General features: G+C 59.4%; 4 protein-coding genes. 2 read left to right on the top strand and 2 right to left on the bottom strand.

The features are described from left to right. The first annotated feature begins 135 nt into the window (after positions 1-135). Both NAL19_RS09835 and NAL19_RS09830 read left to right on the top strand, forming a co-directional pair. On the top strand, positions 136-492 hold the full coding sequence (locus NAL19_RS09835) for a helix-turn-helix domain-containing protein (protein ID WP_306797792.1): 357 nt from the start codon (positions 136-138) through the stop codon (positions 490-492). Between the two features lie 82 nt (positions 493-574). After that, a complete protein-coding gene (locus tag NAL19_RS09830) occupies positions 575-811 on the top strand; it encodes a type I toxin-antitoxin system SymE family toxin (RefSeq protein ID WP_263057367.1) in 237 nt (78 codons plus the stop codon). Between the two features lie 48 nt (positions 812-859). On the opposite strand, the gene NAL19_RS09825 is transcribed toward NAL19_RS09830, so the two are convergent. Both NAL19_RS09825 and NAL19_RS09820 read right to left on the bottom strand, forming a co-directional pair. Then, positions 860-1,171, bottom strand: a complete 312-nt coding sequence (locus NAL19_RS09825; RefSeq protein ID WP_263057368.1) for a hypothetical protein — start codon at positions 1,169-1,171, stop codon at positions 860-862. Continuing rightward, on the bottom strand, positions 1,168-16,515 hold the full coding sequence (locus NAL19_RS09820) for a hemagglutinin repeat-containing protein (RefSeq protein WP_263059559.1): 15,348 nt from the start codon (positions 16,513-16,515) through the stop codon (positions 1,168-1,170). The genes NAL19_RS09825 and NAL19_RS09820 overlap by 4 nt, the downstream gene beginning before the upstream one ends. Between the last annotated feature and the right edge of the window lie 111 nt (positions 16,516-16,626).

The raw sequence follows: 16,626 nt of genomic DNA, 5'->3' as shown, positions 1-16,626 counted from the left end.
CCGTCGCTCCTGTAAAAAACACGTCAAGACCACACATATGTTTTAATATGGTACATCATGATGTATATTTAGCAAGTGCTGTTTTTTCGAGGGGGTAATATCATGCGCACGACATCTCACTGGTATCTGCTCACTATGTCATTACCTGTTCGGTTAAACGCATTACGTAAAAAGCTCGGCCTGTCCCAGCAGGCAATGGCTGATGCTGTCGGCCTGCATGTTAACAGCTGGAAGAAGTACGAGAGCGGACAGGCCATGCCGTCGCTGGATGCACTCAAGAAGATTGCAACCACGCTGCATGTCAGTACCGATTATTTGCTATTTGAAGAACATGAACGTGGCCCGAGTGACACGCTGACGCTTCAGTTTGAGGCCGTCAGTCAGTTACCCGAGAACGAGCAGGCGATTGTCAGGGAAGTGCTGGAGAGTCTGATTATCAAGTACCAGTCCCGCCGCTGGGACTCCGCCAGGAAGGCGGTTAAAGAAGAGTAGCATAGACAGGATTTAGCGCGTCACCGACGGGTTGCAGCCCATCAGCGACGCTCACCACAACAACTAGTTAGGAGTAGTTGATATGGCTAAGCAGCATCATAAGTCAGAACCCGCCACACCCCAAGCATTACGACACCTGAAGGTCGGCTATGTCAGCCGCCGTCACGCCGACCGCAATGACATGACGCGCTATTACAGCCGCAGCCCCAGCCTGCACCTTACCGGCAACTGGCTCGAAGCGGCGGGATTTGGCACCGATACCCCGGTGACTGTCACTGTTGAGCACGGTCAGTTGCTGATACGTATTGTGACTGAGTGACAGATAACAAAAATCCCGGCCTGTTTGTGAGGCCGGGATTTATAATGACTAATAGAAGTCGGGATCTATTCGTCCTTCCGCTTTCAGGATCTCAAGGAACCGTTTGTAGGCTGTTTCATCATACTCAAGAAGATCATCAAGGAGTTTTTCTTCTATCAAAGGTTTATAAAAAATACCTTGGTTAAAATAAATAAACTCACCTGATAAATCCGAGTCAACTATATCTATGCCATCTCCTAGCTTATAAGCAGACAAACCACCATTCCCCTTAGATAGACCATAGAAGTAAGTGTTGCCTCCAACCCAATAGACTGCATAAACATCAACGAGATATCCCCCTCGTTGAGTTATTATTTTCATTGTTTTTCCTTAAATGAAGCGCCTTGACGTTGTGGTGTGATAACTTTCATATCATAAGCCTTATTAGTCAATGAGTTATATTGATAATGAACTTCAATATTCCTACCATCTGGGAGTGTATGATTGACTGACATTTTCTGGAACCCTGCTGATGAAGGAAATTTAGGATCATTATTCAATCCCGTCAGTGGATATCCAGCCGATGGATTAGCCTTAACTCCATTCCATAATACTTGCTCATTCAGATCCCTCGGGAACGGATTCTGTATCCCCTTTGCTGTTGAGATAGATTCAGCCTTTCTGATTAATTCCTGTTGCTCTCTTGTCAGCGGCGATGCATTAGAACTTCCACCGATAGGTCTTTCAAGCGCTATACCAGATATAACTGCAGCCAATATCCCTTTGTTAATATTATCCTGATGTAATTGAGGGTTGTTAACCACTGGTTCGAGCTGAGAAATCGAGTAACTCACTAACTCCTGACATTGACCGACACAATCCGGTGAGGCAGCAAGCAACTTCAGTTTTTCCAGTTCCGCTTTTTGTTCCTTCAACGGGATACCGGTCGATAAGGCTTGATGCTGTTTATCTTTATCTAACTGGCTAAGTTCAGCTTTAAGTTGATCTCTTTCCTCATCCGTCTTCGCATTCGCATATTTTTCGGTGAACGTAGTGATATCCTTATCACTCAGATAGTTATTCTCCACCGCATTACGCCCGGACTGCGCGCCGCTGGCGGCGGAAGCCGTGCTGTTGCTCGCCAGACCGGATATCAGCCCGGCGGCCAGCGTGGAAAGCGCGCTGACCGACTGCTTTTCCTCTTCCGTCAGGTCGTTTGCCGTCTTGCCCGGGTATTGCTCCGCCATGATAGCGCGGGCAGCCAGTTCACCGCTGGAGGCACCGATGGCCCCCGCGGCCGCATCCTGACCCGACAGCTGGGCGACCACCGCCCCCACCACCGCGTGCGCCATCGCGTTCGCCGCGATATCCGACGCCGTGATTTTGCTTTCATCCTTCGGTAGCGTGACGTCTTTCACCAGTTGCGCCAGATACGGTGATGCCCCGCTGGCAATCGCTTTCTGGATGTCCCCGCCCGCCAGTGCCTGAATCGCCGCCGTCGCCGCCTGTGCCGCACGCTGGAAGTCACTGCCCGTGCCGTATTTCTGCATCTCGGCCTTGTAGGTCGGTGACTCCGTCAGCGCCTTTTTATAGACTTCCCATTCCTGCGCCGAATCACCGTCCTGCGGACGTTTGACGGTGGCATCGCCTTTAGCCTCCGCGGCTTTCTGCGCCTTCAGCTCGCCTTCCGTGCGCACGATATCCATCATCTGCGCGCCAATCTCACCAATCAGCTGCGCCTGTTTCAGGCGTTTCTGCTCTTTCTCTTTGTTAAAGATCGGGCTGAGCGCGTTGTTCGCATGTTCAACGTCACGGCTCAGCGTAGTGATATCCTGCACCTGTTTCGCCGTATCCCGCAACAACAATGTGCCGTCGCTCACTGCCGCATAGGTGGTGCTGGACGCATTGCCGCGGCTCCCCAGCGACATCAGCGCCGACGGCACGTTCATCGCCAGCGTCGAGAGCATACTGCCGTTCAGGGACGGGCTGGCACTGAACCCGGCGCCGCTGTGCTCCACCTTGAATTCGGCTTTATTATCTAACCCGCTCCAGCCCAGCGTCCCCGTGTCCAGCCGGTTTTTCTCGGCGCTGGCAGTAGAGCCAATGACCGCAGCGTCAAGCTGGGTATGTTCACCGGTCTGTATACCAAAGCCGTCTTTACCCGCAAAGAGCCCGGTCTGCTGCTGCACGCTGTCATAATTGCTGTGGATTTTGTCTTTGCTGAGGCTGATATAGCCGCTGCCGCCTCCGCCGCCCCAGGTAAAGCTGCCGCCTGCCGAGCCGCTCACCTGTCTGGAATCATAACGCTCGCTGTCCTGCTGACTTTGCAGCAGCAGGTTACGTCCGGCATCAACATCAATGCGCTCGCCGTTCACCTGTGCGCCAGTCAGCCGCGTGTCGCGCTCGCTTTTCAGCGTGACGTGGTTACCCGCATCCACCGTGGTTTCTGACCAGCTGTTGCCCGTCCCGGTTTCCCGCCCTTTCGCCGCATTGACGTTGGCAAAAATGCTGAGCCCCGCGCTGCCGTTGCTCAGTCCCACGCTGACGCCGATATTGCCGCCGCTGCTGCTGTTCTTGCCGCTGATGTCCTCGCTGTTGCGTGCCGAGAGCAGGTGAATATCCTGCGCCGCGTTCATCAGGACATCGCCGCCCGCCTTAAGCTGGCTGCCCGCAACCGTGATATCCCCGGTACGCGATTCGATGCCGATATCCCCCGCCGCATTGAGCGTCGAGCCAAAGCTCTGTTTCTGCTCGCTGGTCTGGCTGGAGCGTGAATTCTGCGCCCCGAGCGAAACGCTGACGCCGACAAAAGACGACTGCCCCTTATTGTTCAGTTCGGACTGGCTGCCCTGATAGGCCTGATACCCGGCCAGTCCGGCCTTCATGCCCTGAAGCAGCGCCAGCCGGCCATCACTTTCACTTTTTGCCGCCTGAATGCTCTGCACCGCGCTGTTGAGCGCCGAACCCACCACGCCGGACAGCGCCACGGTCAGACCCGCGCTTTTCTGCTCAAACTCCTGCTGCTGTTTGCGGGTGTCGTAGCCCGGGTCAATGGTGACGTTGTTGCCCTGCAGGAGGATGTCTTTCCCGGCCACCATATCGGTGCCGCTAATCGTGACATCGTTCCCGGCCTTCACCGTCACCGAGTCGGTCGTGCTGCCCAGGGTGCTGATACTCTGGCTTTGGGTCGCCGCCTGGTCACGCAGTTTCTGGCTGGTCGAGGTTGAACCAAGGGTAAAACCAATGCCGCCGCCGCTGAACAGGCCGCTCTTTTTCTTGCTGTGCTCTTCATAGTGCTGGTAGTTCTCGACGCTGGCCGCGGTGTTGACGTCGTTGTTCGCCAGCAGCGTCACCTGTTTGTCACCGACCACCGAGGAGCCCTGCAGGTTGATATCCTGACTGGCCGCCAGCGTGACACTGTCACCCGACAGCAGACTGCCTTTCTCATTGGTCTGCAACGTTTCCTGCAGGGTATGCATCACCGTCTTCGAAAACCGCTTCTTCTTAACCTGGGTTTCTTCAAAGAAGGTATGCTGCGTTTCCGTAGCCGACAGCAGGTTGATGTTGTTGCCCGCCTGCGCCGTCACCGCACCGCTCGCCACGCCCTGCGCCGCCTGCAGGTTGATATCTCTGCCCGCCTGCAGGCTCAGGCCGTTGCCTGTCGTGAGTTCGGTGCTCTGCCGGGTGATGTTTTGCTGCCAGTCGGCGTGGCGGTTCCACCAGTTGCCGCTGTAGGTTTCTTCGGTTTCAGACAGCAGATTCAGGTCGCGTCCGGCCGCCAGTGTCGCATTGCCTTTGGCGTTCAGGCTGGCCGCTTCCGACAGCACATCCCGTCCGGCCACCAGATTCAGGTCGCCCCCGCTCAGCAGCTGGCTGTTTGCCACCGCCTGCGTGCGGCGCTGTATGATGCCACTACCTGTATGGCTTAACGTATCTTTCAGCGTGTCCTGCGCGATAAGGCGGATGTCATTGCCCGCAGTCAGTGACATCGCAGAACCACCAGAAAGCCGGCTGGCATCAATCTGAATATCCTGACCAGCCACTACTTTCAGTACGCCATCAGCACTGATTAAACTATGTTGAGTAGACGAATTATTTATATTATCAGTACGACCCCATTCGATATCGAAATGGTTGTTTTTCAAAGTCAATGCTTCAAGCGCCACATTACCTTTGGCATTCAGCGCCATGTCCTGTCCGGCGTTGAGTGTAGCCGCCACGTTGCGGATATCCTTGCCTGCACTGAGCGTCAGGCTTTTGCCTGCAACAATCTCGGCAGTTTTGCCCAACTCGGTGAACACAAGTGAACCGATACCATCGCGTAAGGAGGCTGGCTGTGTCGTTTGCCAGTCACGGGATGCCGTGTGGTTGATGATATCGCCGTTAATGCTGGCGAGCTGCAGCGTGTTGCCCTCAATCCGGCTGCCGCTGTTGGTGATGTTATTCAGCGCCACCAGATTCAGGCCGCCGTCTGATTTGATCAGGCCGCTCTCGTGGTTATCAATCTTGTCGCCGCTGGCGATTGCCAGTACCTCAACGGCCTTCAGCGTGCCGCTGTTGGTGACGCTGCCGCCCGCGTTCAGCTCGACCCTGTTCGCGACAATCGCGCTGCCCTGCAGGTTGCTTTTATCCGCCTGCGCCAGATACAGCTTCGGTGCCAGCACGGTCTGCCCGTTGACCTCGATATTTTCCCACCAGACCAGACTCTGGCTGAGGTTGGCCACCTGCGCCGGCGTCAGGCTGACGCCCAGTTGCAGGCTCATGCCTTTCTGCGCCGCCGCGGCGTTATCCAGCAGCATTTGCATCTGTGCCAAATCGGAGCCGGTGCCGTTCAGGTGACGCTGCCCGCTCTGTTTCAGCACCGCCTGGCTGATGTAGCGGGTATCAAACTCCGCATCCCCGAGGAAGCGGTAGTCGTGGTCTGCATCCAGTCCCAGCTTGTCCAGCAGATAGGACGACCCCAGCACCCGGTCAGTCTGCGTCCACTGAGAGCGCGTTTCGACCGGCACCACCGTTGACGGCTGCTGCCCCAGCAACGTCTGCAGATCGCTGAACAGCGCATTATCCACCTGTCCCAGCTGTTCCAGTTTCGGGTTGGTGTGGATCAGATAGCGGCTGTCGGCATTTGGATCGACAACCAGCAGCCCGTTATTGCCCGTCGGCAGCGGGTACTCAGCAAGCGGATTGGTACTCAGATTTTGCAGCCCGTTGCCGATGGCGCTCAGCAGCGCGGCGGCAGAGAGAGGCTGTGGCGCAGCAGGTTTACTCCCGCCCGGCAGGGTATCTGTACTGGCCGCAGGCTTCGGTGCATCAACCGCCACCATGCCCGGTGTGGTCAACACAGCAGGCGTGCCCACCGTGCCCGCTATCGTGATGCCCGCGGCGGTGTTGTTCACGTTGACCGGCGTCAGGTTATTCCCGGCATCAGGCCGTTGAGTCGTCGACGTCAGTGCGACCGTATCGGGGTTATTGACGTGACCGGAAGCTGAAGGCGCTAACACCACGGCGTCGCCGGTGTTGAGCGTCAGCGGCCCGCTGGTAGTCGGCGCCGTAATGACCGCGCTGATGTTCTCCGCCTGTGCCCCTGCTTGCAGCGCAGTGCCTGCCTGCTGCGTCAATTCGACCGCATCAGGATTGCTGACGTGGCTGGAAGTAGAAGATTGTAACACCACTGCGTCGCCGGTGTTGAGCGTCAGCGGCCCGGCAGTATTCGGCGCCGCGATGGCCGTGGTGATGTTATCCGCCTGTGCGCCCGCTTGCAGCGCGGTGCCCGCCTGCTGCGCCAGCGTCACCGCTTTGCCCGTCGCATTCACGCCTGCTGCATTACCTGCCAGCGCCGCCTGTTCGTTCCCTGCTTTAGTAACGTCTACCGCACTGGCGTTAAACGACGAATCCTGACTGGCCAACTGGCGCGAGGTCTGCTTCTGCAAAGGTGACAGCGTGGTGATGGCATCCAGCACCGGTTTAGTGGACGCAGGCATAAACCCGCCGCTGCCCGGCTGCAGCGTGGTATTGCTGATATCCTGTTTAACATCGGCGGTAATGGTGCCACCCGCCTGAATTAACGCGTTATAACTTTCGCCAACTGTTTTTTCGTAGGTTGGGGTGCCTGATAATCTATAAGACATATATCGGTTCATCACACGATCATGTTTATCTATATATCTACTAGGCCGAGCAACCTCCCCATTTTCCTGAAAGGAAATATGATTATAAATCAAAGCCTTAATAAAACTTCCTGATGTGTATGAAAGATTATTTAACCTCTCACCTTGTAGATTGATGTTTTTAATCGCTTCTAATATAGATGATTGATTTACCAAATCATTAGAATATAAGAAAGCATCTTTCCCTGAACGGATAATACCAGACTGATTATCAGATTTTATTTCTATAGTTTTATGTTCAATTACAACCTTCTGTATATCAGCATTTTTAAATGGTAGATATGCGTAGCTTTTCCAGCGCCTAGGAGCACCGTGCCCACCTCCACCACTCTCCTCTTCTGATACATAAATCCCATAATCCTCAGGTTTAAACCACCCAATCGGAATATTCGCTATCGTTTTCCCCGCCCACTCAGGCACCGAGTCCCCCGCCAATTCCGTTTCCGTCACCACCAACCCTTCACGCTGATTCGTCAGCGTGCCGGTGTTAATGGTGATATCCCCGGATTGCGTTTCGATGGTGCCGGAGCTGTTGAGCAGCGAGGTGCTGGCGTTGCCCTGCGCGTCACGCTGAATGAGCAGGTTATTGCCCGCCAGTATGGTGCCGAACACGTTGGTCAGGGAATCCGACAGCAGGCGCATATTGCCGCCCGCATACAACATGCTGCTGTTGTGTAGCAAACCGCCGGCCTGCACCAGCAGGTCACCCGTGGTGCCAATCAGCCCCTTGTTATTTAGCGTGTTGTCGCTTATCAGCCTCAGATTACCGCCCGCCTGCACACTGCCCGCTTCCAGTTGCACGATGTCTTTTGCGCTGATCCGCGAGTCCCCGCCGCCTGCCAGAATACGGCCCTGATTGTTCAGCGTGCCAGTGCTGGCCAGTTGGACGGATTGACCCTGCAAGGTGCCGCGCTGGTCAAGGTCGCCCGCCACGTTCAGCGTCAGCTGTTTCCCGGCGGCCATGGTTTGGGTAAAGGTCAGCGGTCCGGTGAGTTCGGCAGTCAGGTTACCCAGCGCCACCAGTTGCCCGTCCTGCTGCAGCTCATTCGTCTTGAGGCGCAAATCCTGCGCGCTGTAGAGCTTCGCGCCCTGACGGTTAATCAGCCGCTGCGTCTGCAGCGCCAGCTGTGTCAGCCCCAGCAGCGTGCCGTGGTTGTCGAGTTCGTCGGCGATAATCTCCAGTTCACCGGCCTGCACCAGCCCGTTATTCACCCACTGCGGAATTTTCAGCGTCAGCTTATCTTGCGCCATCAGGCTGCCCTGCTGGGTAAACTGCGCCGTGTTGACGGCCAGCCCGCGCCCCTGCAGCCAGCCGTGATTGTCTACCACCGCCGCGTTGAGCGTGGTGGTGCCGTCGGATAACAGCTGTCCGCCCTGCTGGTTGATAATCCGGTCGGTCGCGTCCAGTTGCAGCGCGGCGGTGCCCTGTACCGTGCCGCCATTGGCGATGATGCTCCCCATCAGCGTGGTGTTCGCGGCTTTGATGTCGCCCTGATTATTCAACGCGGCCGCCTGCACGCTCAGCGTGCCGTCGCTGCTTAAACGCGCCTGCGGCGCATTGGTGAACTGGCCGATGACGGTGGCGTTAAGCGCACGGTCACCGCGCAGGGTGCCGTGGTTAGTGAGTGACTCCGCGCCCAGCGTCAAGGTGCTGCCCTGTATCTGACCGCGGTTGATGAGGTTGTTGGCCGTCAGGCTCAGCTCACCGCCGCTGACCAGTTGGCTGCTCTGCGCGCCCTGATAGGCACCGGTCAGCTGCAGCGTCCCGCGTTGGACGCCCAGCAGATTGCCCTGCTGTTCGAGATCGCGAGCGATCAAACGCAGATCGTCCGATTGCCACAGTCCCTGATTGCGCAGCACGCCGGTGGTCAGTTCCCCTGTGCCGCCGCTGAGCAGCCGCCCCGCAGCCAGATTATCGACGCGCTCAGTGAGATCCAGCGTAAAGCCGCCGACGCCCGTCAGCGTGCCGCCGTTCTCCAGCGTCTGGCCAACCACGGTCACGCTGCCCTGCGAGAACAGCTCGCCCTGATTGTTCAGCACGTCGCCGTTGAGCGACAGGCTGTTCAGCCCCGCGACGGTGCCGCTATTGCTGAACGTGTCGCCGTTCAGCGTCAGCGTGCCCGCCTGCCATAACCCGGCGTTATCCGCCTGTTTAGCCTGGAGCGTAGCCGCGCCTTTGCTGAGCAGTTGGCTGCCCTTATTACCGACATAGCGCAGCACATCGAGCAGGCGCAGCGCGTCAGTACCCTGAATACGGCCCTGATTCTCCATCTCACGGGCGCGCAGTTGCAGGTCACCGGCCTGTAGCGTACCGGCATTGCTCAGCGTACCGCTGTCGAGTTTTCCTGTGCCGTTGGTCAGCAGCTCGGCCCCGGCGCGGTTAATCAGCTCATCCCGGTTGGTGACCGTCAGGCCGTGGCTGCCCAGCACGCGCCCGCCGTTATCCAGCGTGCCGGTGGTCAGGCTCAGCGTGCCCGCGGCTATCTCACCGCTCTGGCTCAGGCGGTCGGCCGTGATAACGGCGTCGCCGTCGCTCAGCAGACGAGACTGCGCATTCCCCTGATAGGTGCCCGGCAAATCAAGACGCAGTCCGTCCTGACCGAGCAGCACCCCGCCGTTGGTCAGGGCGTTCGCCGTCAGCGCCAGCGTGTTGCCCTGCCAGACCCCGTCGTTTGTGACCGTACCCGCCTGTGCGGACAACACCCCGTTGGTCAGCAACTGACCGGTAGCGCCGACCGTCAGGCCATCGCGCAGTGCCAGCGTGATACCGCGCTCACCGATAACCGTGCCGGTGTTGTCGAACGAACCACCGTTCAGCGTCAGCGCCCGGCTTTCCCAGCGCCCGCTGTTGCGCAGCTGATTGCCGCGCAGCGTCAGGGTGTCGGCAGAATGCAACAATCCCGCGCCCTGATAGTCGCCGTCAAGCGTCAGCGCCCCATCGGCAATTACGTTGCCCGCGTTGTTTACCGCACCGCTGTCGAGCGTCAGCTTACCCACGCCGGAGACCGTGCCCTGGTTGTCGAGCTGGCTGGCGCTCAGCCAGCTGTCACCGCCGGAGAGCAGCGTGCCCTGATTGGTGAGCAGGCTGGCCGGATTAGCGCGTTCCAGCGTAACGGCTAACCCGTTATCCCCCTGAATGCGTCCGCGGTTGATCAGCTGCTGCGCGTAAAACGTCAGGCGGTCTGCCTGCGCGTCGCCGTCGTTTGTCACCGTCGCCGCGCGTAAAACAGCAATACCCTGCGACAGGAGTTTCCCGCCCTGCTGGTTATTCAGCGTATTGAGGGTCATCAGTGACAGCGCATTAATACCAAAAATCTGTCCGCGGTTGGTCAGGTCAGCGGCCTGCAGCGTGATATCGCCCGCCTGCCACTGGCCGTTATTGTCAACCTCACCCGCCGTCAGCGTGCTGCTGCCCTGGCTCAGCCAGTGGCCCTGATTGCGTGCCGTTCCCGCAATTGCCAGCGTCAGGGCATCCACGCCCAGCATCTTGCCGTGATTGTTCAGCGTACCGGCGTTCACCTTCAGCTTACGGGCTTCCAGCGTGCCCTGCTGGTCGATATGGTTCGCGGCGATACCCAGCGTGGTGCTGCCGCTGATAAGCCCGCGGTTATCCAGTTGATTACGCACATTCAGTTGCAGGTCATCGGCGCCCAGTATCTGCCCGCGGTTCAGCACATCCGTCGCGCTGACGTTGATATTTTTACCGGTGAGGTCACCGCTGTTGGTCAGGGTGTCATTGAGTGTTAACTGCAGGCTGCGCGTTCCGTTAAGCAGCCCGCCGTTGGTCACCTCATTGGCACCAATAGTGAGTGCCTGGCTGTTCAGCGCGCCCTGATTATCAAGATGATTACCAAGCTCCAGCGTCAGCCCGTTCACCCCCGTCAGGGTGCCGTGGTTGACGACGTCATTGGCCTTAATCGTCAGCGCATTGCTGCTGAGGTCACGCGTATTATTCAGCGTCCCGTTCAGATGTAGATTCAGGCTGTCGACGCCGGTGATTGCGCCGCTGTTGGTCAGGTCGTTCGCGTTCAGCGTCACCGCCGCCCCGTACAATGTGCCGCGGTTGGTGAGGTTATTGCCGGTTGTCAGTTCAAGACGGTCGAGGCCGTTAATTTTCCCGCGGTTGTCCAGGCTGTCGGCCTGTGCGGTCAGCTGAGTGCTGTTCAGCGTGCCCTGATTGATTAACGCCTCATCCAGCGTCAGTTGAAAGCCGTTCACGCCGGTGAGGGTGCCGTCGTTGGTCAGCGTCCGGGCAGCAACAGTGGCGAGCGTGCTCCACAGCGTGCCCTGATTGGTGACGTCGCCGTTTGCCAGCGTCATCGTCAGTGATTTGTCACCCTGAATATGACCGGCATTGGTCAGGTGCTGCGCGTCCAGCGTCAGGCTGTCTGCCTGCCATTCGCCGTCGTTAACGGCCTCGACGGCCTTCAGCACCGCCAGGCCTTCAGTGAGCAGCGTGCCGGTTTGCGCATTGGTCAGCGTCTTGTTCGCCGTCAGCGTCAGCGCCGACAGCCCCAGCAGCTGGCCGGCATTCTCAACCGCATCCGCCCTCAGGGTCAGCGTGTTGGCCTGCCATTGCCCGCGGTTTTCCAGTCGGCTGGCCGTCAGCGTGCTGTCGCCCTGACTCAGCCATTTTCCGCTGTTACGCGCCGTGGTGTTAATCGCCAGCGTCAGCGCATCCACGCCCAGCAGCGTGCCCTGATTGTCGAGTGCATCCGCCTGCACCTGCAACTGGCGGCTTTCCAGTGAACCCTGCTGGTCGACCTGTTCCGCCTCAAGCTGCACCCGCTGGCTGCCACTGATAAGACCGCTATTGCGAACCGCGTCCTGCAGCGTCAGGTGCAGCGCGTCACCGGAGAGCTCCCCCTGATTGAACAGGTCGGTCGCCGACAGCGTCAGCGTTTTACCGTACAGGTTACCCGCATTGGTCAGGCTATCGGCAACCGTCAGTTGCAGTGTGTCAGTCCCGGCGATGTCACCGCCGTTAAACAGGGTATTGGTCGTGATGTCGGTGCGCTGCCCCAGCAGCGTGCCCTGATTCTCCAGCGCGTGTCCCTGCAGTTGGATAGTGTTAGCCTGCCAGCGCCCGCGGTTGGTGAGCGTGGTGCCGGACCAGTCCAGCAACCCGTCAGTCTGCAGCGTCCCGCTGCCCTGATAATTGCCCGTCAGTGACAGCGAGGTGACGGCCAGCACGGTTCCGGCATTCTCCACCGTCCCGCCAATAAGGGTTGCCGCGCCGTTGCTGGCAAGCGAGCCCTGATTGGCTAGCTGCGTGGCGCGCAGTTGCGTGTTGCCGCCAGACACCAGCGTGCCGCGGTTGTCCAGTACACCGTCGCCCGCCTCACGTCCCTGAGGTGACGATGACGCGTTGAGTTGCTGAATGTCTGCTGCCAGCGACAGCGCCATCGGCAGGAATGAACCCTGACGTGCAGCGCTTGCAGGCGCGACCGTGATGCCGATATCGCCTTCGGCCTGCACCCGTCCCGTGTTGATGAAATGGGTGGACTGCAGCGTCAGGTTATCCGCCCGCCACTCGCCGTGGTTTTCCACCTGAGCCGCCTGCAACACCGCCGCGCCCTGCGTCAGCAGTTTGCCGGTCTGCTGGTTGGTCAGCCCGTGCTGTGCCGTTACCGACAGCGCCTGAATACCGAGAAGTTGCCCGGCATTGGTGACCTCATCCGCGTCAAGCAAGAGGGACGCGGCCTGCATCAGGCCGCTGTTATCCGTGCTCTGCGCGGTCACCGTTGCGTTGCCCTGCGTCAGTAGATTGCCACGGTTCGTGATATTCCCGGCAATCGCCAGCGTCAGCGCATCCACGCCCAGGATGTTACCCTGATTGACCAGCGAGGCCGCCTCCAGCGTGACGGTTTTTCCTTCCAGCGTGCCTTTCTCTCGCTGGTTAACGTCGCCAGCCGTGACCGTCAGCGTATTGCTGGCGCTGATAAGCCCGGCGTTATCCAGCCACCCGGTGGTGTTCAGTTGCAGATGATTGGTGCCCTGCAACTCGCCACGGTTGTTCACGTCCACCGCCGCAACCGACAGGCTGTCGCTGCGCAACGCACCGGTATTATTCAGGCTGTCGCCGAGCGACAGCGTCAGCGTCTCGACACCGGTAATGGTGCCGTGGTTAGTCAGACGCTCTGCGGCAAGCGCGACAGTATTGCCCAGCACCGTGCCCTGATTGGTCACCTGCTTCCCTTGCAGGGACAGCGCCCGGCTTTCCCAGTGCCCGTTATTCGCCAGCGTGTCGCCATCCAGCGTCAATGTCCCTGCCGTATTCAGCAGGCCACGGCCCTGATAGTCGCCGCGCAGCGACAGGCCTGTCGCCGCGATTACCCGACCGTCGTTCATCAGCGACGTTCCCGTCAGTACCGTGTTGCCCAGGCTCGACAGCGTGCCCTGATTCTCCATCAGGCGTGCGAACAGCGTGGCGTCCCCGCCTGTCGTCACCGTGCCGCGGTTAACGAATGTGCCTTTGCCATCCGTTGCGGGCAGCGTCACGGACAAGGCCTCATCCCCCTGAATCTGCCCGTCATTGGTGAGATTATTCGCCGTCAGCGTCAGCGCTTTCGCCTGCCACTCTCCGGTATTCGCCACCTCCGCCGCGGTGAGCGTCGCAAGCCCCTGAGACAGCAGTTTGCCCGCCTGCCGGTTGGTGAACCCGTGGGTCGCCGTCAGCGCCAGCGCGGACACCCCGAAGATGTTCCCCGCGTTATCCAGTTCATCGACCTGCAACGTGACGTTTTTCGCCTGCAACCTGCCCTGATTATCGAACCGTTTGGCCGTGATGGTGCTGTCATCCTCACTCAGCAACGCCCCCTGACTGGACAGGGTGCCGGCTATCGCCAGCGTCAGCGCGTCGGTGCCGTGAAGTGAACCCTGATTGGTGAGCTGTACGGTTTCCACGCTGAGCTGATTACCCTGCAAGGTGCCAGCGTTATCCAGGTTACCGCTCAGGAAGAGCGACAGGTGATTGATACCACTCATCGTGCCGCGGTTGTCGAGAGACGTCCCGTCTGCCGTCAGGGTGAGCGCCTGTAATGTGCCCCGGTTCTCGGTGTTCGCCGCCTGAAGACGCAGCGACTCTCCGCTGAGCCAGTCACCACTATTGGTAAAGGTATCGGCGACGGTCAGGTTCACTGCGCCCCGCGCCTGTGCCTGCCCGCTGCTGGTGAGGGTAGTGGCCTGAACATTCAGTGCATTACCCTGCAACACCCCGGCCTGGCTGACGACATCGCCGTGAATCGTCCAGTTGCCCGCCGTCAACAGGCTGCCGCGGTTGTCCAGATGGGTGGCCGTAATCTGCCCGTCACCGGTAATACCGGTTTTACCCGCGTTGAGCCAGCGTTCGGCCTTCAGCAGGAACTGCTGCGCCTGAATGGCTCCCTCGGTCTCCGCCTGTCCGGCGTTCACCGTCAGGTCCGTGCCGGCCAGCAGCGTACCGGTTGCGGATTGCGTCAGGGTGCGCGTGGCGTCCAACTGCAGCGCGTTGTCTGCCTGAATTGTCCCCTGATTGGCCAGCGTACCGGTGTGCAGCTGCAATGCAGGGGCCGTGAGCGTACCGGCATTGCTGAGGCGGTCGGCGGTCACCTGCAGGGTGTTGCCGGCCTGCAGCCGGCCGCGGTTATCCAGCGACTCACCCAGCGTCAGCGCCAGTTTTTCCCCCGTGCTGAGCGTGCCGCGGTTCACCAGACTGCCGCCGTGCAGCGCCAGCATCTGCCGGGCGTTGATGGTGCCGTGGTTCTCGGTCGTCTGGCTGGTCAGGTCAAGGGCGTTTGCGGTGACCTCGCCCTGATTGGTGAGCCGGTTAGCCTGTGCGCTCAGCGTCGCGGCCTGCAGCGTGCCGCCATTGGTGAGGCTGCCGGCCAGCAAGAACAGCTGATTATCCGTCAGAATATGGCCCTGATTGTTCAGCACCGTTTGCAGCTCAAGTTTCACGTCATGACGGGCGCTGAGTAATCCGCTGTTGTCCAGACGCTGGGCGTTAGCCGTCAACCGCTCCGCCGCGGCCAGCGTGCCACTGTTCGTTATGTCGCCGCCGCTGAACGTCAGCGCCTGCAACGCCGCGATATCGCCCTGGTTATCCAGCGTATCCAGCGTCAGCGCGAGGGTTTTCCCCGCCAGCGTGCCGCGCTGCACCAGACGGCCGCCCTCCACGCTCAGCGTATTGCCCGCCGCCAGATTCCCCTGCCAGTCGCCCTGCTGCGTGACGCGTACCGTGGCGCTGTCTTTTGCCTGAAGCTGCGCGCTGCCTGCACTGGTAAGGGTCTTTGCTTCCAGTCGCACGTTTTCAGCGCCCGCGCTCCCCGCCAGCGATACGGTGTCGCCGCGCATATCGAGCAGCGATTCCGCCTTGAGGCCGCTTTTCGCATCCTGCTGCAGCGATTGCCCCGCGTTGACCGTCACCTTGCCGGCGGCAAGCTGGGTATTCGCCAGCGTGACAGCGTCACCTTTTACGGATAATTGATGTGCTGACCTGACGGTGCCCTGCGCATCCACGCCCGCACTGACCAGGCTGTTCTGTGCGTTAAGCGTCCCGCCTGACCGCAGAGCGATATCCTGCCCGGCACGCAGCGTCGCGTCCTGCAAGGTGATGTCCTGTCTGGCGTTCAGCGTCAGCGCGTCACCCGCCTGCTGTTTGCCCCGCAGCGCCAGCGCGTCCGCGTCGGCCTGAATATTCCCCTGCGCCACCGTATCGCCGAGGCTGAGTTTGCCGTTGGCCGACAGCGTGATATCGCCGCTGCGCGCACTCAGGTTGCCAACGTTGACGCCCACGCCCTTGTCGCTGGACACCAGCTTGATGCGGTTGGTGTACATCCCGCCCAGCGCGCCCGTATCCAGCGCGACCTTAACGCCGCTATCCGCCGCCTGCGCCGTCACCTTGCCCGACGCGTCAACCTGACTGGCACCGAGCACAATCTGCGTATCGTTGGCATTCAGCCCGGCATTAATCTGCGCGGTGCGCGCAATCAGACTGAGGTAGTCACTTTTGCTCGCATCCAGCCCCTGCCCGGTCAGCGTGATATCGCCGCGCTGCACATCGATATGTTGCAGCTTTCCCTGCGCATCCAGCTGGGGTTTTCCGGTGGTCAGCGTCACCTGCGGGGTATTGATAAAGCCGCAGCCGTCGCAGGTAATGCCATTGGGGTTGGCCACGATGACGCTGGCCTGTTTGCCCCCCACTTCCAGGTAGCCCGCCAGCGTACTGCGGTTGCCGGACACCACTTCGTTGATAATCGCGTCGGCGCCTTTGCCTTTCAGGTTGGGGTTGTTCTGGATCAGCCCGCCAAGCTGGGTCGGATTGAGCTGTTCGGTACCGTTATTCAGGATCAGACCGGGCTTGCCGACGTTAAAGTCCTGATACTGGTTATGGGAAATGCCCGCGCTATTCGGCGTGGCAATGTTGATGACCGGCACGCCATTGCCGGCCTGATCCAGCCCGGTGTTGCCCGTCGCGACCTGCACGCCCGCCGCCATCGCCGGCAGCAGCGGCTGAAACGCAATCAGGTGGATCAGCGTATACGCCAGCAGGCGCTGTGTGGTTTTTACTGGTTTCATCCCTGAATCCCCGGTCGTAACGATTAACAACGAACAATGAAAAACGAATACTTAAAAAGACAGACCAACGCGGTAATACACCACGGCGCTATCCGGTTTTTATTAGCAAGA

It is taken from the genome of Pectobacterium sp. F1-1, from assembly GCF_025643735.1.
In the GTDB taxonomy this organism is placed as follows: domain Bacteria; phylum Pseudomonadota; class Gammaproteobacteria; order Enterobacterales; family Enterobacteriaceae; genus Pectobacterium; species Pectobacterium colocasium.
The sequence above is the reverse complement of the archived record's forward strand: the minus strand, read 5'-3'. Positions and strand labels throughout refer to the sequence as shown.